Source organism: Plantactinospora siamensis (assembly GCF_042434095.1).
Classification (GTDB): Bacteria; Actinomycetota; Actinomycetes; order Mycobacteriales; family Micromonosporaceae; genus KBS50.
In genome coordinates, this window is record NZ_JBHLUE010000002.1 from 494,475 (window position 1) to 511,717 (window position 17,243).

The window sequence follows — 17,243 nt, forward strand, 5'->3', positions numbered from 1 at the left end:
GGCGCGCTTGCCCCGTTGGGGCCCGCATCCGCGCTGCCCCAACCAGTCAGGAGTGGCCCGTGCCTCGCGTGGTGGTCGACGTCATGCTCAAGCCCGAGATCCTCGACCCGCAGGGTCAGGCCGTCGCTAACGCGTTGCCCAGCCTCGGGGTCGACGATGTCGCCTCGGTGCGGATCGGCCGGCGGATCGAGCTCGAATTCACCGGTGAACCCGACCTGGACCGGGTGCGGGAGCTCGCCGACAAGCTGCTGGCCAATCCGGTGATCGAGGACTTCACGGTCCGGCTGGCGGGGGCCGACGAGAGCGCGGTGCCCTCGTGAGCGCCCGGATCGGCGTGGTGACCTTTCCCGGCTCGCTCGACGACGGCGACGCGGCCCGGGCCGCCCGGATCGCCGGCGCCGAGGCCGTGCCGCTCTGGCACGCCGACCCCGACCTGCACGGGGTGGACGCGGTGGTGCTGCCCGGCGGCTTCTCGTACGGCGACTACCTGCGCTGCGGGGCCATCGCCCGGTTCGCGCCGGTGATGCGTACGGTCGTCGACGCCGCCCGCGAGGGCCTTCCGGTGCTCGGCATCTGCAACGGCTTCCAGATCCTCTGCGAGGCGCACCTGCTGCCCGGCGCGCTCACCCGCAACGGACACCTGCACTTCCGCAACCGCGACCAGGTGCTCCGAGTCGAAACGACCGACACCGCGTGGACCAACGCGTTCCACCCGCGGCAGGAGATCCTCATTCCGGTCAAGAACGGCGAGGGCCGGTACGTCGCCGACGAGCGCACCCTGGACGAACTGGCGGCGCAGGGCCAGATCGTGGCGCGCTACCTGGGGGAGAACCCCAACGGCTCGCAGCGCGACATCGCGGCCGTGGCCAACGAGGCCGGCAACGTGGTCGGCATCATGCCGCACCCCGAACACGCCGTCGAGGAGCTGACCGGGCCGTCCCTGGACGGCCTGGGCTTCTTCACGTCGATCCTCAAGCACCTCGCGGGAGCACCGGCATGACGATCCAGTCCGACGCGGCGCCCGGCGCCGCCGACCCGACCGAGTCCGGCCGGGAGGCCGCCGGCGGGAGCGGATCCGGCGAATCGTTGGGTGCCGGGATCCCGGCCGGCCGGATCCCGACCGGATCCAGCGGCGGCGAGCACGCCAGCCGCGAGCAGACCGAGCTGGACGGGGTCGACACCGTCGACCGGGCGGCCGGCACCCCCGAGGAGCTGCAGCCCTACCCCGAGCTCGGGCTGCACGACGACGAGTACGACCGGATCCGGCAGATGCTGGGCCGCCGGCCCACCCAGTCCGAGCTGGCCATGTACTCGATCATGTGGAGCGAGCACTGCTCGTACAAGTCGAGCAAGGTCCACCTGCGCCAGTTCGGCGAGAAGGCTCCGCCGTCGGAGCACCTGTTGGCCGGCATTGGCGAGAACGCCGGCGTGGTCCGGGTCTCCGACCGGTTGGCCGTGACGTTCAAGGTCGAGTCGCACAACCACCCGAGCTTCGTCGAGCCGTACCAGGGCGCGGCCACCGGGGTCGGCGGCATCGTCCGGGACATCCTCGCGATGGGCGCCCGCCCGGTGGCCGTGATGGACGCGTTGCGGTTCGGCGCGGCCGACCATCCGGACACCGCCCGGGTGCTGCCCGGCGTGGTGGCCGGGGTTGGCGGCTACGGCAACTGCCTCGGCCTGCCGAACATCGGCGGCGAGGTCGTGTTCGACGACTGCTACCAGGGCAACCCGCTGGTCAACGCGCTCTGCCTGGGTGTGCTGCCGGTCGACCGGCTGCAGAACAAGGCCGCGGCCGGGGTGGGCAACGTCGTGGTGCTGATGGGCGCCAAGACCGGCCGGGACGGCATCGGCGGGGTCTCCGTGCTGGCCAGCGCCACCTTCGAGGAGGGCGGCGAGGGCCGCCGTCCGTCGGTCCAGGTGGGCGACCCGTTCATGGAGAAGCTGCTGATCGAGGCCTGCCTGGAGCTGTACGACGCGCAGCTCGTCGTCGGCATCCAGGACCTCGGCGGTGCCGGCCTGACCTGCGCGCTCACCGAGACCGCCGCCGCGGCCGGCACCGGTATGCGGGTCGTGCTGGACCGCGTGCCGCTGCGGGAACCCTCCATGCTGCCGCACGAGATCCTGGCCAGCGAGTCCCAGGAGCGGATGCTGCTGATCGTCGCCCCGGAAAAGTTGGAAGCGGTGCTCAAGACCGCGGCCAAGTGGGGCGTACCGGCGACCGCCATCGGCGAGGTCACGCCGGCGGCCGAGGACGGCACCCCGGGCCGGCTCCTGATCACCTGGCGCGACCGGGCGGTCGTGGACGTGCCGCCGGCCACCCTGGTCGACGACGGCCCGGTGTACGCCCGCCCGCTGCGCGAGCCGGCCGACCGCATCCTCTTCGACGCCGACCGCGCCGAGACGCTGCCCCGGCCGAACACGCCCGAGGCGCTGCGGGAGACCGTGCTGCGGATGATCACCGCGCCCAACCTGTGCGACAAGACCTGGGTCACCGAGCAGTACGACCGGTACGTCCTCGGCAACACGGTGCTGGCCCAGCCGGAGGACGCGGGCGTCATCCGGATCGACGAGCAGTCCGGGCTGGGCGTGGCCCTTTCCCTCGACGGGAACGGCCGGTACACCCGCCTCGATCCCTACTCGGGGGCCAAGCTCGCGCTCGCCGAGGCGTACCGGAACGTGGCCGTGACGGGCGCCCGGCCGCTCGCCGTGACGAACTGCCTCAACTTCGGCTCGCCGGAGGACCCGGCGGTGATGTGGCAGTTCGCCGAGGCGGTCCGCGGGCTCGCCGACGGCTGCGCCGAGTTGGGCATTCCGGTGACCGGCGGCAACGTCAGCTTCTACAACTCGACCGGAGCGGCCGCGATCCATCCGACGCCGGTGGTCGGCGTGCTCGGGGTGATCGACGACGTCGCCGATCGGGTGCGGATGGGCTTCGTCCGGACCGAGCACCTCGGTGACGAGCTGATCTTCCTGCTCGGTGAGACCCGGGCCGAGCTTTCCGGCTCCGAGTGGGCCTCGGTGGTGCACGGGCACCTCGGCGGTCCGCCGCCCGAGGTCGACCTGGCGCGCGAGCGGGCCCTCGCCGAGCTGCTGGCCGAGGCCAACCGGGTGGGGCACCTGCGCACCGCCCACGACCTCTCCGACGGCGGCCTTTCACAGGCCCTGATCGAGTCCTGCCTGCGGTACGGCGTCGGCGCCCGCATCGCGCTGCCGGCCGAGTTCACCGACGGCACAATGCCGTTCGTCTACCTGTTCAGCGAGTCCACCGGACGGGTGCTGGTCACCGTGCCGCGCGGCCAGGACAAGGCCTTCACCGCGCTGTGCGACGAATTTGGGGTGCCGTGGACGGGGCTCGGGGTGACCGATCCGGCCGGCGGGGTGCTGGAGATCCGTGATCAGTTCCGGATCGGCCTGGACGAGCTGCGCGAGGCGTTCACCGGCACGCTGCCGATGCTGTTCGGTGGCGCGGCCGAGGCGCCGCGGCCGGCGGGCACGGTGCCGACCGAGATCGGCGTGGCCGAGTCGGCCGTGGCCGAGCCGGTCGAGACCGAGCCGGTCGTGGCCGAGCCGGTCGTGGCCGAGTCGGCCGCCGAGGCGGTCGTGGCCGAGTCGGCCGCCGAGCCGACGTTGGTTGCCGAAGCCGCGCCGGCCCCCGAGTCGGCCAGCGTGGAGCGTGCGGCCGGGGACGCCCCGGTCAGGACCGAGCCGGCGGATGGCGCCACGGTCGAGCCCACGCCGCAGGTCGTGACCGAGCCCGCACCCGAGGCGGCAACGGCTCCGGCGGCCGAGTCGGCCGCCGAACCGGTCGGCGAGACCGCCGACACGTCCGGCACCGAGAACCGCGACGCCGCGGCTCGCCACCCCGCGGCTCGCCACCCCGACGGCCGTAGCCCCGAGGATCAGGGCTCCGAGGGTCGCAGCCCCGAGGGTCACGGCTCCGAGGGTCACGGCGGTCAGCCGCCGGCCGGGTCGAGGTGACGCTTCCGGTCTTCGGGCAGCCGGGGACCGGCGTCCGGTTCGACTGGGGACTGTCGGGCGCGGCCGAGCTCGGCCGGGTCTGCGCGGTGCTGGTCGTTGTCGACGTTCTTTCCTTCACCACGTCGGTGGAGGTGGCGGTGAGCCGGGGGATGCGGGTCCACCCGTTCCCCTGGGGCGCTCAGGCCGCGGAATTCGCCGCCCGGATCGGCGCGGTGGCCGCGGTGGGCCGGGGCGCGGTCGACGAGCGGCATCCGTGGTCGCTCTCCCCGGCCGCGCTGCGCGTGGCACCGGTGGTGCCCGACCTGGTGCTGCCGTCACCCAACGGCTCCGCCATCTGCGCCGCCGCCAGTTCCACCGGGACGCCGCTGGTGACGGCCTGCCTCCGCAATGCGGCCGCCGTCGGTCGCTGGCTCCGGGCCGAGGGGTACGGCTCGGTCGACCGGCCGGTGGGGGTCGTGGCGGCGGGCGAGCGGTGGCCCGACGGCACGCTTCGACCCTGTGTGGAGGATCAGCTCGGCGCGGCGCTGGTGCTCGACGCCCTCGCCACCGCTCCGGGTGGACTGTCGATCGAGGCCGCGGTCGTGCTGACGGTCCTCGGTGGAATTCCCGACCTCGGGGCGGCCATCCGCGGCTGCGTGTCCGGACGGGAACTGATCGCGCGCGGCTTCGGCGAGGACGTCGAGCTCGCCGCCCGGACCGGTCTGTCGAGCACGGTTCCGGTGCTGCGCAACGGCGTACTCACCGCGGCCTGACCGGCCGGACCGCAACGTCGTACCCCGCCGCGGCCTGACCGGCCGGACCGCAACGACGTAGTCACCGCGGCGACCGGCCGGACCGTCCCCGGGACGGCGGCGGGCGGGCCCCGGGACGGCTGCGGGCGGGATCAGTCGTCGAGCCAGTCCACGGAACGACGCCCGGCCCGGTTGTCCTGCTGGTGGCCGCCGGCCTGGTGCTGGTCACCGTAGTAACCGTTGCCCTGCTGCTGGCCGCCGTTGTCGTAGCCGCCCTGCTCGCCGCCGTAGCCGCCGCGGTTGTCGTAGCCGCCACCCTGGGCGCCGTACTGGTCGTAGCCCTGGCCGCCGCCCTGCTGGCCATAGCCGTAACCGCCGCCGCCCTGCTGGGCGCCGTTGTCGCCGTAGCCGCCGTGCTGGGCGCCGTTGTCGTACCCGCCGCCCTGCTGGGCGCCGTTGTCGCCGTAGCCGCCGGGATATCCGGCGCCGTTGCCGCCGTACCCGCCGTCGTTGCCGGCGCGGTTGTCGTAGCCGGCGCCGTTGTCGCCGTATCCGTTGTTGCCGGCGTAGCCACCGGCGGGGTAAGAGCCCTGGTCGGCGCCGTACCGCTGGTCGTCGCCGCCCTGACCGGCCTGGCCATAGGCCGTGTTGTACGGATCGGCGGGCTGCTGCTGGCCGTAGCCGCCACCGTCGTACCGGCCGGTCGGCTCGCCGTACCCGCCGCCGTAGCCCTGGTTTTGCTCGCCGTATCCGCCCGCGCCCGCGCCCGAGCCCGGGGCGTTGCCGTACCCGCCGGCGCCGGCGCCCGAACCTGGGGCGTTGCCGTACCCGGCGCCCGAGCCCGGTGCGTTGCCGTACCCGTTGCCGTTGCTGTTGCCGTAACCCTGGCTCTGGGCGGCGCCGTACCCGGCCGCCCCGGCGGCGCCGTAGCCGACCTGGGTGGGCGCGCTGTTGTCGGGGTAGCCGGCGCCGGCCCAGTCGTCGGCCTGGCGGCCGTAGCCGGGTTGCTGGCTGGGCAAGGGGGCGCCGTACGGGTCCGGGAACTCGTCGTCCACCAGCGGCCGGTTGTGCATCATGGTCGGTGCCTCGGCGAGCGCCGCGCCACCGGCCATGGTGGGGTCGGCGCCGGGCCGGTTCGCCACCCGGGTGGCGTCGCTCGCGCCGGCATAGCCGCCCCCCTGGGCCGGAGCCACCGGAGCCGACGGTCCGGACGCGCCCGTTCCCGGGCCGTCGTCGTCGCTCTCCTTGCGCCGCATCCAGAGCAGCACGATGGCGCCCACGCCCAGGGCCACCAGCAGGCCGCCGGCGATGATGAGCAGCCACTGGCCCATCCCGCCGCCCGACGAGGCCGGCTTGCTGGCGGTGTTCGCCGGTGGCGCCTCGGTCGGCGCGGCCTCGGTGGCCTCGTCCGTCGCCCCGTCGTCGCTCGGCAGGTCGGTCGGCGTCGCCTCGGCCGACGGCGTGGCGCTCGGGGTGGGCGCCGGAATGTTGAGCGAGAGCCGCTGGCCGCTGATGGACTGGCCGGCCGCGGCGGTCAGCGACTTGGTGTCGGTGACGTCGTTCTTGCCGGCGCCGAGCTGGAGGGTGCCGGGGACGATCGGGTTGCCGGAGCTGCCGTTGAAGCAGAAATTGCCGTTGCCGTTCGAGATGGTGGAGTGGGTCTTCCCCTGGCCATCCTGCAGCTGCACCGTGGCGTTCGAGATCGCCGCGCCGGAGTTCCGGTTGACAACCTTGCCGCAGACCTGCTTGACCGTCTGCGGCTGGTCAGGCGGCGGTGCGGCCTTACCCTTCAGCCCGACCTGGATGCTCTGCGAACTCTGGCCGCCGCCGCCCTGTGAAACCGCGCGAATAGTGATGTTGGCCGACTGGTCAGAGGTACCCGCATTCGCGTACCGGAACGTAGCGGTGCGGTCGCCACTGTCGGTGACCGCGGCGGCGCTACAGCCGTCCACACAAATCAGCCTGGGATTGCTGGATGCCACGGTGATGTCGGCGGGTCCGTCCTGGACCGGCTGGAACTTGAGCGAGTAGCTGACCCGCACGGTCCCGCCCTCGTCCACCGAGTTTGGTGACGCCGAGACGTTGGTGATGTTGGGCGCGGCTGCCATCGCTGGTGTGGTGGGGACGGCGAGCAGGGCGCCGGTCACCAGCGCCACGACCACACCGGCCCGTTGGCTCCAGGCTCGTCGGTGTGTTGTCACGTCCACCGCCTTCCGCGTCCGGCCTCCCCGGCGCGGCTTGACCGCCTGGGAGTTACCGCCGTACGAATTACACCGTCGGCCACTATGCCTTGTGAAGCCGGATCGGCGCGACCCAGGGGCCACGGCGAACGTTCGCCGTCCGGGTCGTATCGTCCCGACGTGTCCTCTCCGCACAGTACGTCCGCGCCGGTCCGGGCCGTGTTGGCGGCCCTCGATGCCGGCGAGTCGCCCGAACGGACAATGCTGCGCGACGCGGTGCGCGTACTTCTCGCCGGATTGTCCGAGCGGGCACCCGGACGATCGGTGGAGGTACGTGTCCCACCATATGGGGCGGTGCAGGTCGTTGCGGGTCCGCGACACACCCGTGGCACCCCGCCCAACGTGGTCGAGACCGATCCGCTCACCTGGGTGCTGTTGGCCACCGGTCGGCTGGACTGGGCGGCGGGAGTAGGGGACGGCCGGATCAGGGCCAGTGGGATCAGGGCCGATCTGTCGGGTCTGCTCCCGATTTGGGACGCGCCCGGGCCGGACCGCTGAAGATGCCAGAAGTCAACGATGGTTGACCTTTCGATCGCGCAGCTCAGCCGGGTCGAGACATTGATCAGCCTCACCGTATGCGGTCGGCGGCTGGCTCCCTGTTGTGGTGTCGTCTCGCGTACACTCTGGGGGCGACGGTAGTTCCCGGACCGATTCCCAGCAGCTCACAGAGGGAGCGTCAGGTGCCCCGAGGCGATGGCCGGCTGAACCACGACCTCGACCCCGAACGGCCCGGCCCGCAAGATGCCTGCGGAGTCTTCGGCGTCTGGGCCCCGGGCGAAGACGTGGCCAAGCTCACATACTTCGGCCTGTACGCCCTCCAGCACCGCGGCCAGGAAGCGGCCGGGATCGCGGTCAGCGACGGGTCGGGCGTGGTGGTCTTCAAGGACCTCGGTCTGGTCGCCCAGGTCTTCGACGAGCCGACCCTGGCGAGCCTGCGCGGACACCTGGCCATCGGCCACGCCCGCTACTCCACGACCGGCGGATCGACCTGGGAGAACGCGCAGCCGACCATCCGGGCCACCGAGGCCGGCACCACGATCGCGCTGGCGCACAACGGCAACCTGGTGAACACCGCCGAGCTGACCGGGCAGCTGGCCGAGCTGGGCGTCGACCTGGACGGCGCCACCTCCGACACGAGCCTGGTCACCGCGCTGCTGGCGAGCCGGCCCGGGATGTCGGTGGAGGCGGCCGCGCTGGACGTCCTGCCCCGGCTGCGGGGGGCGTTCAGCTTCGTCCTGATGGACGAGTCGACGCTGTACGCGGCCCGGGACCCGCACGGCGTACGACCGCTGGTGCTGGGCCGGCTGGAGCACGGCTGGGTGGTGGCCAGCGAGACCGCCGCGCTGGACATCGTGGGCGCCAGCATGGTGCGCGAGGTCGAGCCGGGCGAGCTGCTGGCGATCGACGCCGACGGCCTGCGGTCGGTGCGGTTCGCCGCTCCCGAGCCGAAGGGCTGCCTCTTCGAGTACGTCTACATCGCCCGACCCGACTCCACCATCGCCGGGCGGAACATCCACGCGGGCCGAGTGGCCATCGGTCGCCAGCTGGCCAAGGAGCACCCGGTGGAGGCCGACCTGGTGATCCCGGTGCCGGAGTCCGGAACGCCGGCCGCGATCGGCTACGCGGAGGCCTCGGGCATCACGTACGGGGCGGGGTTGATGAAGAACCCGTACGTCGGGCGCACCTTCATCCAACCCTCCCAGACGCTGCGACAACTCGGCATCCGGCTCAAGCTCAACCCCCTTCGGGAAAACGTCCGCGGCAAGCGGCTGGTCGTGGTGGACGACTCGATCGTGCGCGGCAACACCCAGCGGGCCATCGTGCGGATGCTGCGCGAGGCCGGCGCGGTGGAGGTGCACGTTCGGATCTCCTCGCCGCCGGTCAACTGGCCGTGCTTCTACGGCATCGACTTCGCCACCCGTGCCGAACTGTTGGCCAATGGGCTGGACAACGAGGGCATCCGGCGGTCGATCGGCGCCGATACGCTGGGCTACGTCTCCCTCACCGGGTTGATCTCGGCGACCGAGCAGCCGAAGACCCGGCTCTGCCGGGCATGTTTCGATGGCGAGTACCCGATCGAGCTGCCGGCTGGCAACCTGATCGGCAAGCACCTGCTCGAAGGCGCGGCGCGGCGGCCAACCGGCCGGCCGGGCGCTGCCGGAGGGCCCGACCCCGCCGCCGGGACCGACCGTCCCGGGTCGGGGACGTTACCGCTCGTCGCCAGCCCCGGTGGGGCCGACGCACTGCACCGCCCATAGCACCGGCCGGTGCCATCCACCGGCAGTCAGCGCCGCCGGATGGTCTCCGTCGATCACGGATCCGGTCGGCCGCACAACGAAGGGAAAAATGGTGACCCACGTGTCCGAGCGCAGCGGCGCAGCTGGCGGACCGACCGGCGGCTCGGGTGCCGACCGGCGACCCTGGACGGCCGGTGGCCGTGCCGGGCGGAAGCGGAGCGCGTCGTACGCCGAGGCCGGGGTCTCGATCGACGCCGGGGACCGGGCGGTGGAGCTGTTGAAGTCCAAGGTGCGGGGCACCCGCCGGCCGGAGGTGCTGGGTGACCTCGGTGGTTTTGCCGGGCTGTTCCGGCTCGATACGGCACGCTACAAGCACCCCATTCTCGCCTCCTCCACCGACGGCGTGGGGACCAAGCTGGTCATCGCGCAGCAGCTGAACATCCACGACACGGTCGGCATCGACCTGGTCGCCATGGTGGTGGACGACCTGGTGGCGTGCGGCGCCGAGCCGCTGTTCCTGCTCGACTACATCGCCTGCGGCGAGGTCGTGCCCGACAAGGTCGCCGAGATCGGCGCCGGCATCGCCGACGGCTGCCGGTACGCCGGCTGCGCCCTGCTCGGCGGCGAGACCGCCGAACACCCGGGGGTGCTGCGCCCGGACGAGTACGACGTGTCGGCCACCGGCGTCGGCGTGGTGGAGGAGAGCGAGCTGCTCGGTCCGGACCGCGTCGAGGTGGGCGACGTGGTGATCGCCATGAAGTCCTCCGGGCTGCACTCCAACGGGTACTCCCTGGTCCGGCACGTGCTGCTGGGCGCCGGCCGGATGCGCCTGGACACGGTGGTGGACGACTTCGGCGGGCAGCGGACGCTCGGCGAGGAGCTGCTCACGCCCACCAAGATCTACGCGCAGGACTGCCTCAAGCTCATCACCGAGGCGGAGGTGCGGGCACTGGCGCACGTGACCGGCGGCGGCATCCCCGGCAACCTGGTGCGGATCCTGCCGGACACCGTCGACGCCGTGGTCAACCGCGCCACCTGGAAGCCCCAGCCGATCTTCGACCTCATCCAGGCGAAGGGTCGGATCGAGGACAGCGAGATGGAGTCGACCTTCAACATGGGCGTCGGCATGTTCGCGATCGTGTCGGCCGAGGATGCCGACCGGGCTCTGGCCACGCTTGCCGGCCGCGGCGTGGAGGCCTGGCAGGTCGGGGAGATCATCGAGGGCACCGGCCAGGTGCAGATGATCGGCCAGCACACCCGCGGTTGATCACGCTCCGCACATCCTACGTCTACCTGATGGGCCTTCACCCGACCGGCCATGGCCCCTAGCCTGGTAGCACGTCAGGGGCGGGGGAGGTGTGAATGGAGGCACCGCTGGCACCGTCCGGGATGCGTGGCCTGGCCGCCGTCCCGGCGTACGTGGTGATGCAACCCACCACGCTCTGTAACCTTGATTGCGCCTACTGCTATCTCCCGTTGCGCGGCACGGACCGGCGGATGCCGGTGGCCGTCGCGGCCGCGGTCGCCGAATCGGTGAACCGCTGGGCGGCGGATGGGCGGTTCTCGGTGGTGTGGCACGGCGGTGAGCCGCTCGCGGCCGGCCGGCGGCACCTGACCGCGCTGTTCGCCCCGTTCGCCGGGTCGGTCGAGCACCACGTGCAGACCAACGCCACGCTGATCGACGACGACTGGTGCGAGTTCTTCGTCGAGCACCAGGTGCGGGTGAGCGTCAGCGTCGACGGTCCCCGGGCACGGAACGCGGACCGGACCAGCCGGGCCGGCCGGCCGGCGTACGACCGGATCCAGCGCGGGATCGCGGCGCTGCGCCGGCATGACATCCCGTTCTCGGCGCTGTGCGTGGTGTCCCGCCCCGAGCCGGGGCTGGCCACCGAGCTGTACGAATACTTCCTCGACCTCGGCTGCTCGGTGCTGGGCATCAACATCGAGGAGACCGAGGGCGTCAACACCCGGAGCAACGCCCATCCGGCCGGACTCGTGCGCGGCTTCTGGGCCGAGCTGGTCGCGGCCTGGCGCCGGGACCCGCGGATCCACCTGCGCGAGGTGGAATGGTCCCTGCGGTACGCGGGGGCGGTCCTCGACGACACGGCGGACGAGCTGCTGCCGCGCCGTCTCGACCCGATCCCGACCATCGCCGACGACGGCTCGGTGGTGCTGCTCTCGCCGGAGCTCGCGGGCTTTTCCGACCCGCGGTACGGCGACTTCAGCAGCGGCAACGTGCTGTCCACCCCGTTGCCGGAGATCCTGGCCGCATGTCCGGACACGCCATGGGTGGCCGAGTTCCTGCGCGGCGTGGAGGCCTGCCGGTCCGGGTGCGCCTACTTCGGGTTCTGCGGCGGCGGGCACGCGGCCAACCGGTACTTCGAACATGGCCGCTTCGACGGGACCGAGACCGAACACTGCCGGAACAGCAAGATCCGCCTACTGGAGGGAGTGTTGGACCATGCCCGAGACCACCAGCAACCGGTCGCCTGAGCACGCCGGGGACGGCGTTGCCGAACGGGTGCGAGGGGCGCGCGCGGGACTGGACGCCCTTCTGCGGGAGGCCGAGCAGGCCCGCCGGGGTCGCGCCGAGGCGGCCGGCGACAGCGCCGTCTGCGCCTGGAACCACTTCGAGAACATCCCGACGTTCTACAACTGGAACAACCGCCCCCGCTGACACCGACCGGGGGGAGCGGGGTTGGGAACCTGCCGCGGTACGGATGAGCCGACCGGGCCGCGACAGGTTCACCGACCGTCGTGATGTGTTTCGGCGATGCGCTGGGACCCGTACCGGACATGCGTGAGCACGCGGATGTCACCGCGTGCTCGTCAATCCTTCAGGGTCAGCGGGTGCGAGGCGCCCAGGAGTCCTGGTCGTCCTCGTCTAGATCGTCGTCCTCGTCGTCGACCAGTTCCTTGTAGTCGTCGTCGAAGCCGCGGTCCGACTTGCCGCCGCCGCCGAGTTCCCGCTGCAAGGCGGCGAGATCGGTGTTCGGGGTGTGATATTTCAACTCCCGGGCCACCTTTGTCTGCTTGGCCTTAGCACGGCCGCGCCCCATGGCTCGACCCCCTCGCACAGAATTCGGGGCAGCCCAAAGGCGGGCCCCGATGACGTTAGGCATCTCTCGTGGCTCTTACGGTACATGGGCGGGCGGCCGTTTGGCACCTCGGGTTCCCTCGGTCACGCCCGCGCGTCGCGATCCATGCGAGCCCTACTCATTGTAACCAGTAAGGCACACCCGCCCGCCCACCCATTATCTTCGGGAGCCGACTAACCCAGGCGGATGGACCGCAGCCGCCCGATCTCGGCCATCCGGCGCTCGGCGAGCCGGTCGGCGGCCACCGCGGGCGGCACCCCCTCGGCGTCGGCGAGCCGGAGGATCTCCCGGGTGGTGTCGAAGATCCGGGTGGCCCGCAGCTTGGCCCGCTCGAAGTTGAAGCCCTCGATCTCGTCGGCCACCTGGATCACGCCGCCGGCGTTGATCACATAGTCCGGCGCATACAGCACGCCGCGGTCGGCGAGGACCTTTTCGATCCCCGGGTGCGCGAGCTGGTTGTTCGCCGCGCCGGCGACGATCTTGGCGCGGAGCACGGCCACGGTCTCGTCGTTCAGGGCGCCGCCGAGGGCGCACGGGGCGTACACGTCGATGTCGGCGCCGACCAGCTCGGCCGCGTCGGTGACCAGGTCCACCTGCGGGTAGGTGTTGCGGACCCATCCCCGGGCCCGGTCGTTGACGTCGGTGGCCACCACGGCGGCCCCGTCGTCCAGCAGGTGCTTGGTCAGGTGCTTGCCCACCTTGCCCAGGCCCGCGATCCCGACCCGGCGCCCGGCGAGGGTCGGCGAGCCCCACTGGTGCTCGGCAGCGGCCCGCATCCCCTGGAACACGCCCCAGGCGGTGAGCACCGAGGAGTCGCCGGCCCCGCCGTGCTCCACGCTGCGCCCGGTGACGTAGCGGGTCTCCCGCGCCACGATGTCCATGTCCGAGACGTAGGTGCCGACGTCGCAGGCCGTGTAGTAGCGGCCGCCCAGCGACTGGATGAACCGGCCGTACGCGCGCAGCAGCGCCTCCGACTTGATCTGCTCGGGGTCGCCCCAGATGACCGCCTTGCCGCCGCCGAGGTCCAGGTCGGCCAGGGCGTTCTTGTACGCCATGCCGCGCGACAGCTCGAGCACGTCGTGCAGCGCCGCTTCCTCGCTCTCGTACGGGTAGAAGCGGGTGCCGCCGAGCGCGGGTCCGAGCGCGGTCGAGTAGATGCCGATGATCGCCTTGAGGCCGGTCGGCTTGTCCTGGCAGAAGACGACCTGTTCGTGTCCGGTCGCCGTGGCGTCGGTGCTGCTGAATACACCCATGACTGCTCTGCTCCTCGTCGGTGCGCCCTCGTGGGGCGCGCGGGCCGGTGGGGTTCGCCGGCGGGGGTGGTGCCGGTGTTGCGAGCCTAGTACGCATCGGTCGTGCGCCCGCCGCGCGCGGATGGAGTGGCCGCTCGGCGGGACGGCGGCCCGTCGCCCGCCACACCGGCGATCCGGCCGATCCTGACGACGGGGTAATCGGACTTTCATGGGAGGATCGCGGCGTGCCGTCGCTCTTCGCTGCCTATCTGCGCGTGTACGAGCCGTTGACCGCCTTCGACCGGGACCGCCAGACGTTCTGGCGCCGGTACGTCCAGTCCGGCCGTGCCGTGACGCCGCTGGACGGCCCCGGCCGGCAGCGGACGGCGGTGATCGAGGCCCTCGGCGCCGGCTGGACCCGGCTGCCCGACCTGCCCGACGAGGCGTACGTCCTGCAGGTCGAGGACACCCTGCTGGTCTGCCCGTGGAACCTTCGGCTGCGGGTGGCCGAGGCGGCCCTCAATGCCCGGGACGGCGTGCCGTCGGTGCTCGCCGACGCCTTCGTGCCGCCCATCCTGGCCGGCCAGGCCAAGGCCGTGGTGGAGGACTGGCGCAGCGGCGCCCGGGTGCTGGAGCACGGCGTGCCGCGGGTGCACGAGCAGATAGCCACCTGGGGGGTGCCGCTGCGCTGGTTCGTCTTCGTCTCGCCGGACGAGCGGGAGTTGAGCGTCGAGCCGGGCCGGCGGATGCTGCGGTACCGCACGGAGATCTCCAAGGCCCGTCGCCGCGCCTCCCGGGGGCTGTCGGTGCTGCGCAAATCGGTGGGCGACGCGCCAATCACCGAGGCGGTCGAGGAGGGCGCCCGGTGGCTGGAGGAGTTCCACCCGCGTTCGGTGGTGGAGCTCGACTACGGCGGCCTGGTCGATCTGCTGCCGGACGACAAGCTCAACGCGGACGACTCGCCCGAGCTGGTGGCGAAGGGCCTGGCCGCGCTGTCCCGCAGCGACGGCGAGGCCGCCACCGAGGCGTACGAGAGCCTGGTGGCGCGCTGGCGGGCGGTTCAGCTGCTGGAACGGTGCAATTAACCCGAATCAGGATCGAAGGGTCGTGGGCACGCGCCCATTGTGAGCGCTGTTCGTGGCTGAGGGGTTGCCGGGCGCGATCATGAGTCCGAATAAGACCGGTTCTGGCATAAGAAAATGGCATAATTCGGTCTTGGTTCATCCGTCCGACCAAGGACGTTCGGCCGTTCGGCCCATGTCGGACATCGGGGACTAGCCGGACCATGGGAGGCGCGTCGGCCGGCGGGACCCCGGCCGATGTCTATAGGTACCTGTGGAGGAGTGACCGATGGCATCGCGTACGCACGAACCCGAGCCGCTACTCACACCGGCCGAGGTGGCGTCGATGTTCCGTGTCGACCCGAAGACCGTGACCCGGTGGGCGAAGGCGGGCAAGCTGAGCGCCATTCGTACGCTGGGCGGCCACCGCCGCTACCGGGAGTCGGAGGTTCGCGCACTGCTGCAGGGGCAGATTCCCCAGCAGCGCCAGGGTGACTGACAACCCACTTTCCGCCAGTTCGCCCCGGCGAACGCAACCCCCGGAAAGCAGCACCGGCGTGGCGGGTCAACCCCCCAATCCGCCCACCGGGACGAGGTAGCTCGATCAGGGGCGGAGTTCCACGGACACCGTGGGGCTCCGCCCCTGAGGCGTCTAGCGGACCGGTCACCGGATACCGTCTGCTGATGCCCGGCCAACCCCGCATCGGCGACGTCTTCGGCGAACTCCTCCGCGACGCGTACGCGGTGCAGACCGGCGTCGGTCCCCGACCGCTCGCCGGCGGCCGGTTGCCCCGGCCGGTCATCGAGGTCATCGAGCGCGACGACGGCCTCATCAACGGCGCCCCGGCCGAGCATTACCTGGCCGGCCCCGAGCAGTGGCAGCCGCACGACCACCGGGCCATCGACCGGGTCCGCGGTCGGGTGCTCGACGTGGGGGTCGGCGCCGGTCGGATCGCCCTCGAACTGCAGCGCCGCCGGGTAGCGGTCACCGGCCTGGACATCTCGGCCGGCGCTCTCGACATCGCCCGCCGGCGCGGCGTCCGCGACCTCGTGCTGGCCACCGTGGACGAGCACGCGGCGGTCGGGCGGCGCTACGACACCTTCCTGTTGCTGGGCAACAACCTCGGGCTGATCGAGGGACGGGACCGGGCGCCCGGCTTCCTGGCCGCGCTGGCCGCGCTGGCCCGACCGGGCGCGGAGATCATCGCGCACGGCACCGACCCGTACGGCACCACCGACCCGGTGCACGTGGGCTACCACCGGTGGAACCGGGAGCGCGGCCGGCTCGGCGGCCAGCTGCGGCTCCGGTTGCGGTACCGGGAGCTGGGCACGCCCTGGTTCGACTATCTGGTGTGCAGCCCGGACGAGCTGGCCGAGCTCGTACACGGTTCGGACTGGCGGTTGGCCGACGTGGACCGGCTGGACGCGCCGTACTACCTGGCGACGCTGCGGCTCGCGGCCTGACCGGCCGGCACGGCCGCCGCGCCGGGGCGGGACGCGGGCCGTGCCCCGCCGGCCGCCGGCCGGGACGCCGGCGGCGGCAGCCCGGCGGTCAGCGCCGCGAACGCCTCCCGGCGCAGCTGGGCGAGGCCGCCGCGGCCGTCGGCCGCGGCCCACGCGGTGAGGGCGACGTCCCACGAGGCCACCGCGGCGCTGGCCACGAGCAGCGGGTACGGATCGGTGTCGGGCAGGCCGGTCCGGTCGGCGACGAACTCCACCACCACCCCGTGCAGCTCGCGGTTGAGCAGCAGGTAGACGCCCACCAGCGACGGCTGCCGCTCCATCAACCGCATCCGTACGACGAGTTCCTGCTGCTCGTCCGGGCCCATGTCCAGGGCGTCCAGCACGACCCGGACCGCCTCCACCGGCGCCAGCTCCGGCGGGCTCGCCGCCAACGCGGCCCGCAGCCGGCCCACCCGCTGGTGCGCCGCGTCGCCGAACAGGACGTGCTGCTTGGAGGCGAAGTACCGGAAGAAGGTCCGGACGGCCACGTCGGCGGCGTCGGCGATCTCCTCGACCGTCGTGTGCTCGTAGCCCTTCTCGGCGAACAACCGCAACGCCGCCCGCTCCAGCGCGGCCCGCGTCTCCCGCTTCCGGCGCTCCCGCCGACCGGGCGAGAGGTTGGGTGGGGCGGGCAGGTCCGGCGGCGCGGACAGGTCGGCGGCGGTCACGAGCCCATGGTCGCACGCGGTCGGCGGCCGGGACGTACCGTCGGTCCGGGCGACCGGGCCGCGCGGGGCCGGTCCGGACCGACGGTCGTCCGCCGGTCATGAGCCGTGCCGGTGGGCTGCCGCAACCGGAGGCGGCGGCGCGCGGAGGCGCCGGCGGTATCGCGAGACCGCCGGCGACAGCGCGGCTGGTGCTTCAGGCGGTCGGCGGCAGGTCGGCCGGCGGGAGACCGCCGTCCCCGTCGACAACCTCGTCGGGGGTGCCGTCCTCGTCGATGTCCACCATGGTGATGTCGACCTTGCCGTCGCCGTCCGTGTCGAACTGGAACAGGTCGGCCTTGCCGTCGCCGTCCGTGTCCACCACCCAGACGTCGGTCTTGCCGTCGTTGTTGGCGTCCGCGCGCAGCAGGTCCACGCGGTCGTTGCCGCGGGTCTCCACGGTCTCCTGCGATCCGGTCTCCGGCGCCTCGCTCATGCTCAAGTCCCTTCGTCGCTCCT

Annotated in this window: 16 protein-coding genes and 1 pseudogene; 12 read left to right on the plus strand and 5 right to left on the minus strand. The window is 72.4% G+C overall.

The features are described from left to right. The first annotated feature begins 59 nt into the window (after window positions 1–59). From purS to ACFFHU_RS03865, 4 genes and pseudogenes are all read left to right on the plus strand, one after another. Window positions 60–320 (plus strand): phosphoribosylformylglycinamidine synthase subunit PurS, encoded by a 261-nt coding sequence (purS, locus tag ACFFHU_RS03850; protein WP_377335695.1) that lies wholly within the window; start codon window positions 60–62, stop codon window positions 318–320. Continuing rightward, entirely contained in the window at window positions 317–1,000 is a 684-nt protein-coding gene (purQ, locus tag ACFFHU_RS03855) for a phosphoribosylformylglycinamidine synthase subunit PurQ (protein WP_377335697.1), read from the plus strand. Before purS ends, purQ begins: the two co-directional genes overlap by 4 nt. After that, window positions 997–3,555: pseudogene (purL, locus tag ACFFHU_RS03860) on the plus strand (phosphoribosylformylglycinamidine synthase subunit PurL); the annotation flags it as partial. The gene purQ and the pseudogene purL, both read left to right, overlap by 4 nt. Window positions 3,556–3,974: 419 nt before the next feature. Beyond that, window positions 3,975–4,730: a 2-phosphosulfolactate phosphatase gene (locus tag ACFFHU_RS03865; RefSeq protein WP_377335701.1), complete on the plus strand. Its 756-nt coding sequence runs from the start codon at window positions 3,975–3,977 to the stop codon at window positions 4,728–4,730. Between the two features lie 131 nt (window positions 4,731–4,861). On the opposite strand, the gene ACFFHU_RS03870 is transcribed toward ACFFHU_RS03865, so the two are convergent. After that, window positions 4,862–6,910 carry a hypothetical protein gene (locus ACFFHU_RS03870; protein ID WP_377335703.1) on the minus strand — a complete coding sequence of 683 codons (2,049 nt, stop codon included), beginning with the start codon at window positions 6,908–6,910 and terminating at the stop codon, window positions 4,862–4,864. A gap of 159 nt (window positions 6,911–7,069) precedes the next feature. Here ACFFHU_RS03870 and ACFFHU_RS03875 point away from each other — a divergent pair, with 159 nt between their 5' ends. From ACFFHU_RS03875 to amcA, 5 genes are all read left to right on the plus strand, one after another. After that, a complete protein-coding gene (locus ACFFHU_RS03875; protein WP_377335705.1) occupies window positions 7,070–7,447 on the plus strand; it encodes a sterol carrier family protein in 378 nt (125 codons plus the stop codon). Between the two features lie 182 nt (window positions 7,448–7,629). Continuing rightward, a complete protein-coding gene (gene purF / locus ACFFHU_RS03880; RefSeq protein ID WP_377335707.1) occupies window positions 7,630–9,207 on the plus strand; it encodes an amidophosphoribosyltransferase in 1,578 nt (525 codons plus the stop codon). Between the two features lie 91 nt (window positions 9,208–9,298). After that, window positions 9,299–10,453, plus strand: a complete 1,155-nt coding sequence (gene purM, locus ACFFHU_RS03885) for a phosphoribosylformylglycinamidine cyclo-ligase (protein ID WP_377335709.1) — start codon at window positions 9,299–9,301, stop codon at window positions 10,451–10,453. A 122-nt stretch (window positions 10,454–10,575) separates the two neighbouring features. Continuing rightward, the gene (gene amcB / locus ACFFHU_RS03890) at window positions 10,576–11,679 is read left to right on the plus strand and encodes a cyclophane-forming radical SAM peptide maturase AmcB (RefSeq protein WP_377336051.1); all 1,104 of its coding nucleotides are present in this window, start codon (window positions 10,576–10,578) and stop codon (window positions 11,677–11,679) included. Beyond that, window positions 11,648–11,863: a multiple cyclophane-containing RiPP AmcA gene (gene amcA, locus ACFFHU_RS03895; protein WP_377335711.1), complete on the plus strand. Its 216-nt coding sequence runs from the start codon at window positions 11,648–11,650 to the stop codon at window positions 11,861–11,863. The genes amcB and amcA overlap by 32 nt, the downstream gene beginning before the upstream one ends. A 166-nt stretch (window positions 11,864–12,029) precedes the next feature. Here the strand turns inward: amcA and ACFFHU_RS03900 are convergent, their stop codons facing one another. Continuing rightward, window positions 12,030–12,245 carry a DUF3073 domain-containing protein gene (locus ACFFHU_RS03900; RefSeq protein WP_377335713.1) on the minus strand — a complete coding sequence of 72 codons (216 nt, stop codon included), beginning with the start codon at window positions 12,243–12,245 and terminating at the stop codon, window positions 12,030–12,032. Between the two features lie 212 nt (window positions 12,246–12,457). Next, entirely contained in the window at window positions 12,458–13,537 is a 1,080-nt protein-coding gene (locus ACFFHU_RS03905; RefSeq protein ID WP_377335714.1) for a Glu/Leu/Phe/Val family dehydrogenase, read from the minus strand. Between the two features lie 224 nt (window positions 13,538–13,761). Here ACFFHU_RS03905 and ACFFHU_RS03910 point away from each other — a divergent pair, with 224 nt between their 5' ends. From ACFFHU_RS03910 to ACFFHU_RS03920, 3 genes are all read left to right on the plus strand, one after another. After that, on the plus strand, window positions 13,762–14,601 hold the full coding sequence (locus tag ACFFHU_RS03910) for a DUF8083 family protein (RefSeq protein WP_377335716.1): 840 nt from the start codon (window positions 13,762–13,764) through the stop codon (window positions 14,599–14,601). A gap of 265 nt (window positions 14,602–14,866) precedes the next feature. Further along, window positions 14,867–15,076, plus strand: a complete 210-nt coding sequence (locus ACFFHU_RS03915; RefSeq protein WP_007073996.1) for a BldC family transcriptional regulator — start codon at window positions 14,867–14,869, stop codon at window positions 15,074–15,076. Between the two features lie 185 nt (window positions 15,077–15,261). Beyond that, the gene (locus tag ACFFHU_RS03920; protein ID WP_377335718.1) at window positions 15,262–16,041 is read left to right on the plus strand and encodes a class I SAM-dependent methyltransferase; all 780 of its coding nucleotides are present in this window, start codon (window positions 15,262–15,264) and stop codon (window positions 16,039–16,041) included. Here ACFFHU_RS03920 and ACFFHU_RS03925 read toward each other — a convergent pair. Both ACFFHU_RS03925 and ACFFHU_RS03930 read right to left on the minus strand, forming a co-directional pair. Beyond that, window positions 16,011–16,748, minus strand: coding sequence for an acyl-CoA-like ligand-binding transcription factor (locus ACFFHU_RS03925; RefSeq protein WP_377335719.1), 738 nt, complete (start codon window positions 16,746–16,748; stop codon window positions 16,011–16,013). The genes ACFFHU_RS03920 and ACFFHU_RS03925 overlap by 31 nt on opposite strands. Before the next feature lie 193 nt (window positions 16,749–16,941). Further along, the gene (locus ACFFHU_RS03930; protein WP_377335721.1) at window positions 16,942–17,220 is read right to left on the minus strand and encodes a hypothetical protein; all 279 of its coding nucleotides are present in this window, start codon (window positions 17,218–17,220) and stop codon (window positions 16,942–16,944) included. Between the last annotated feature and the right edge of the window lie 23 nt (window positions 17,221–17,243).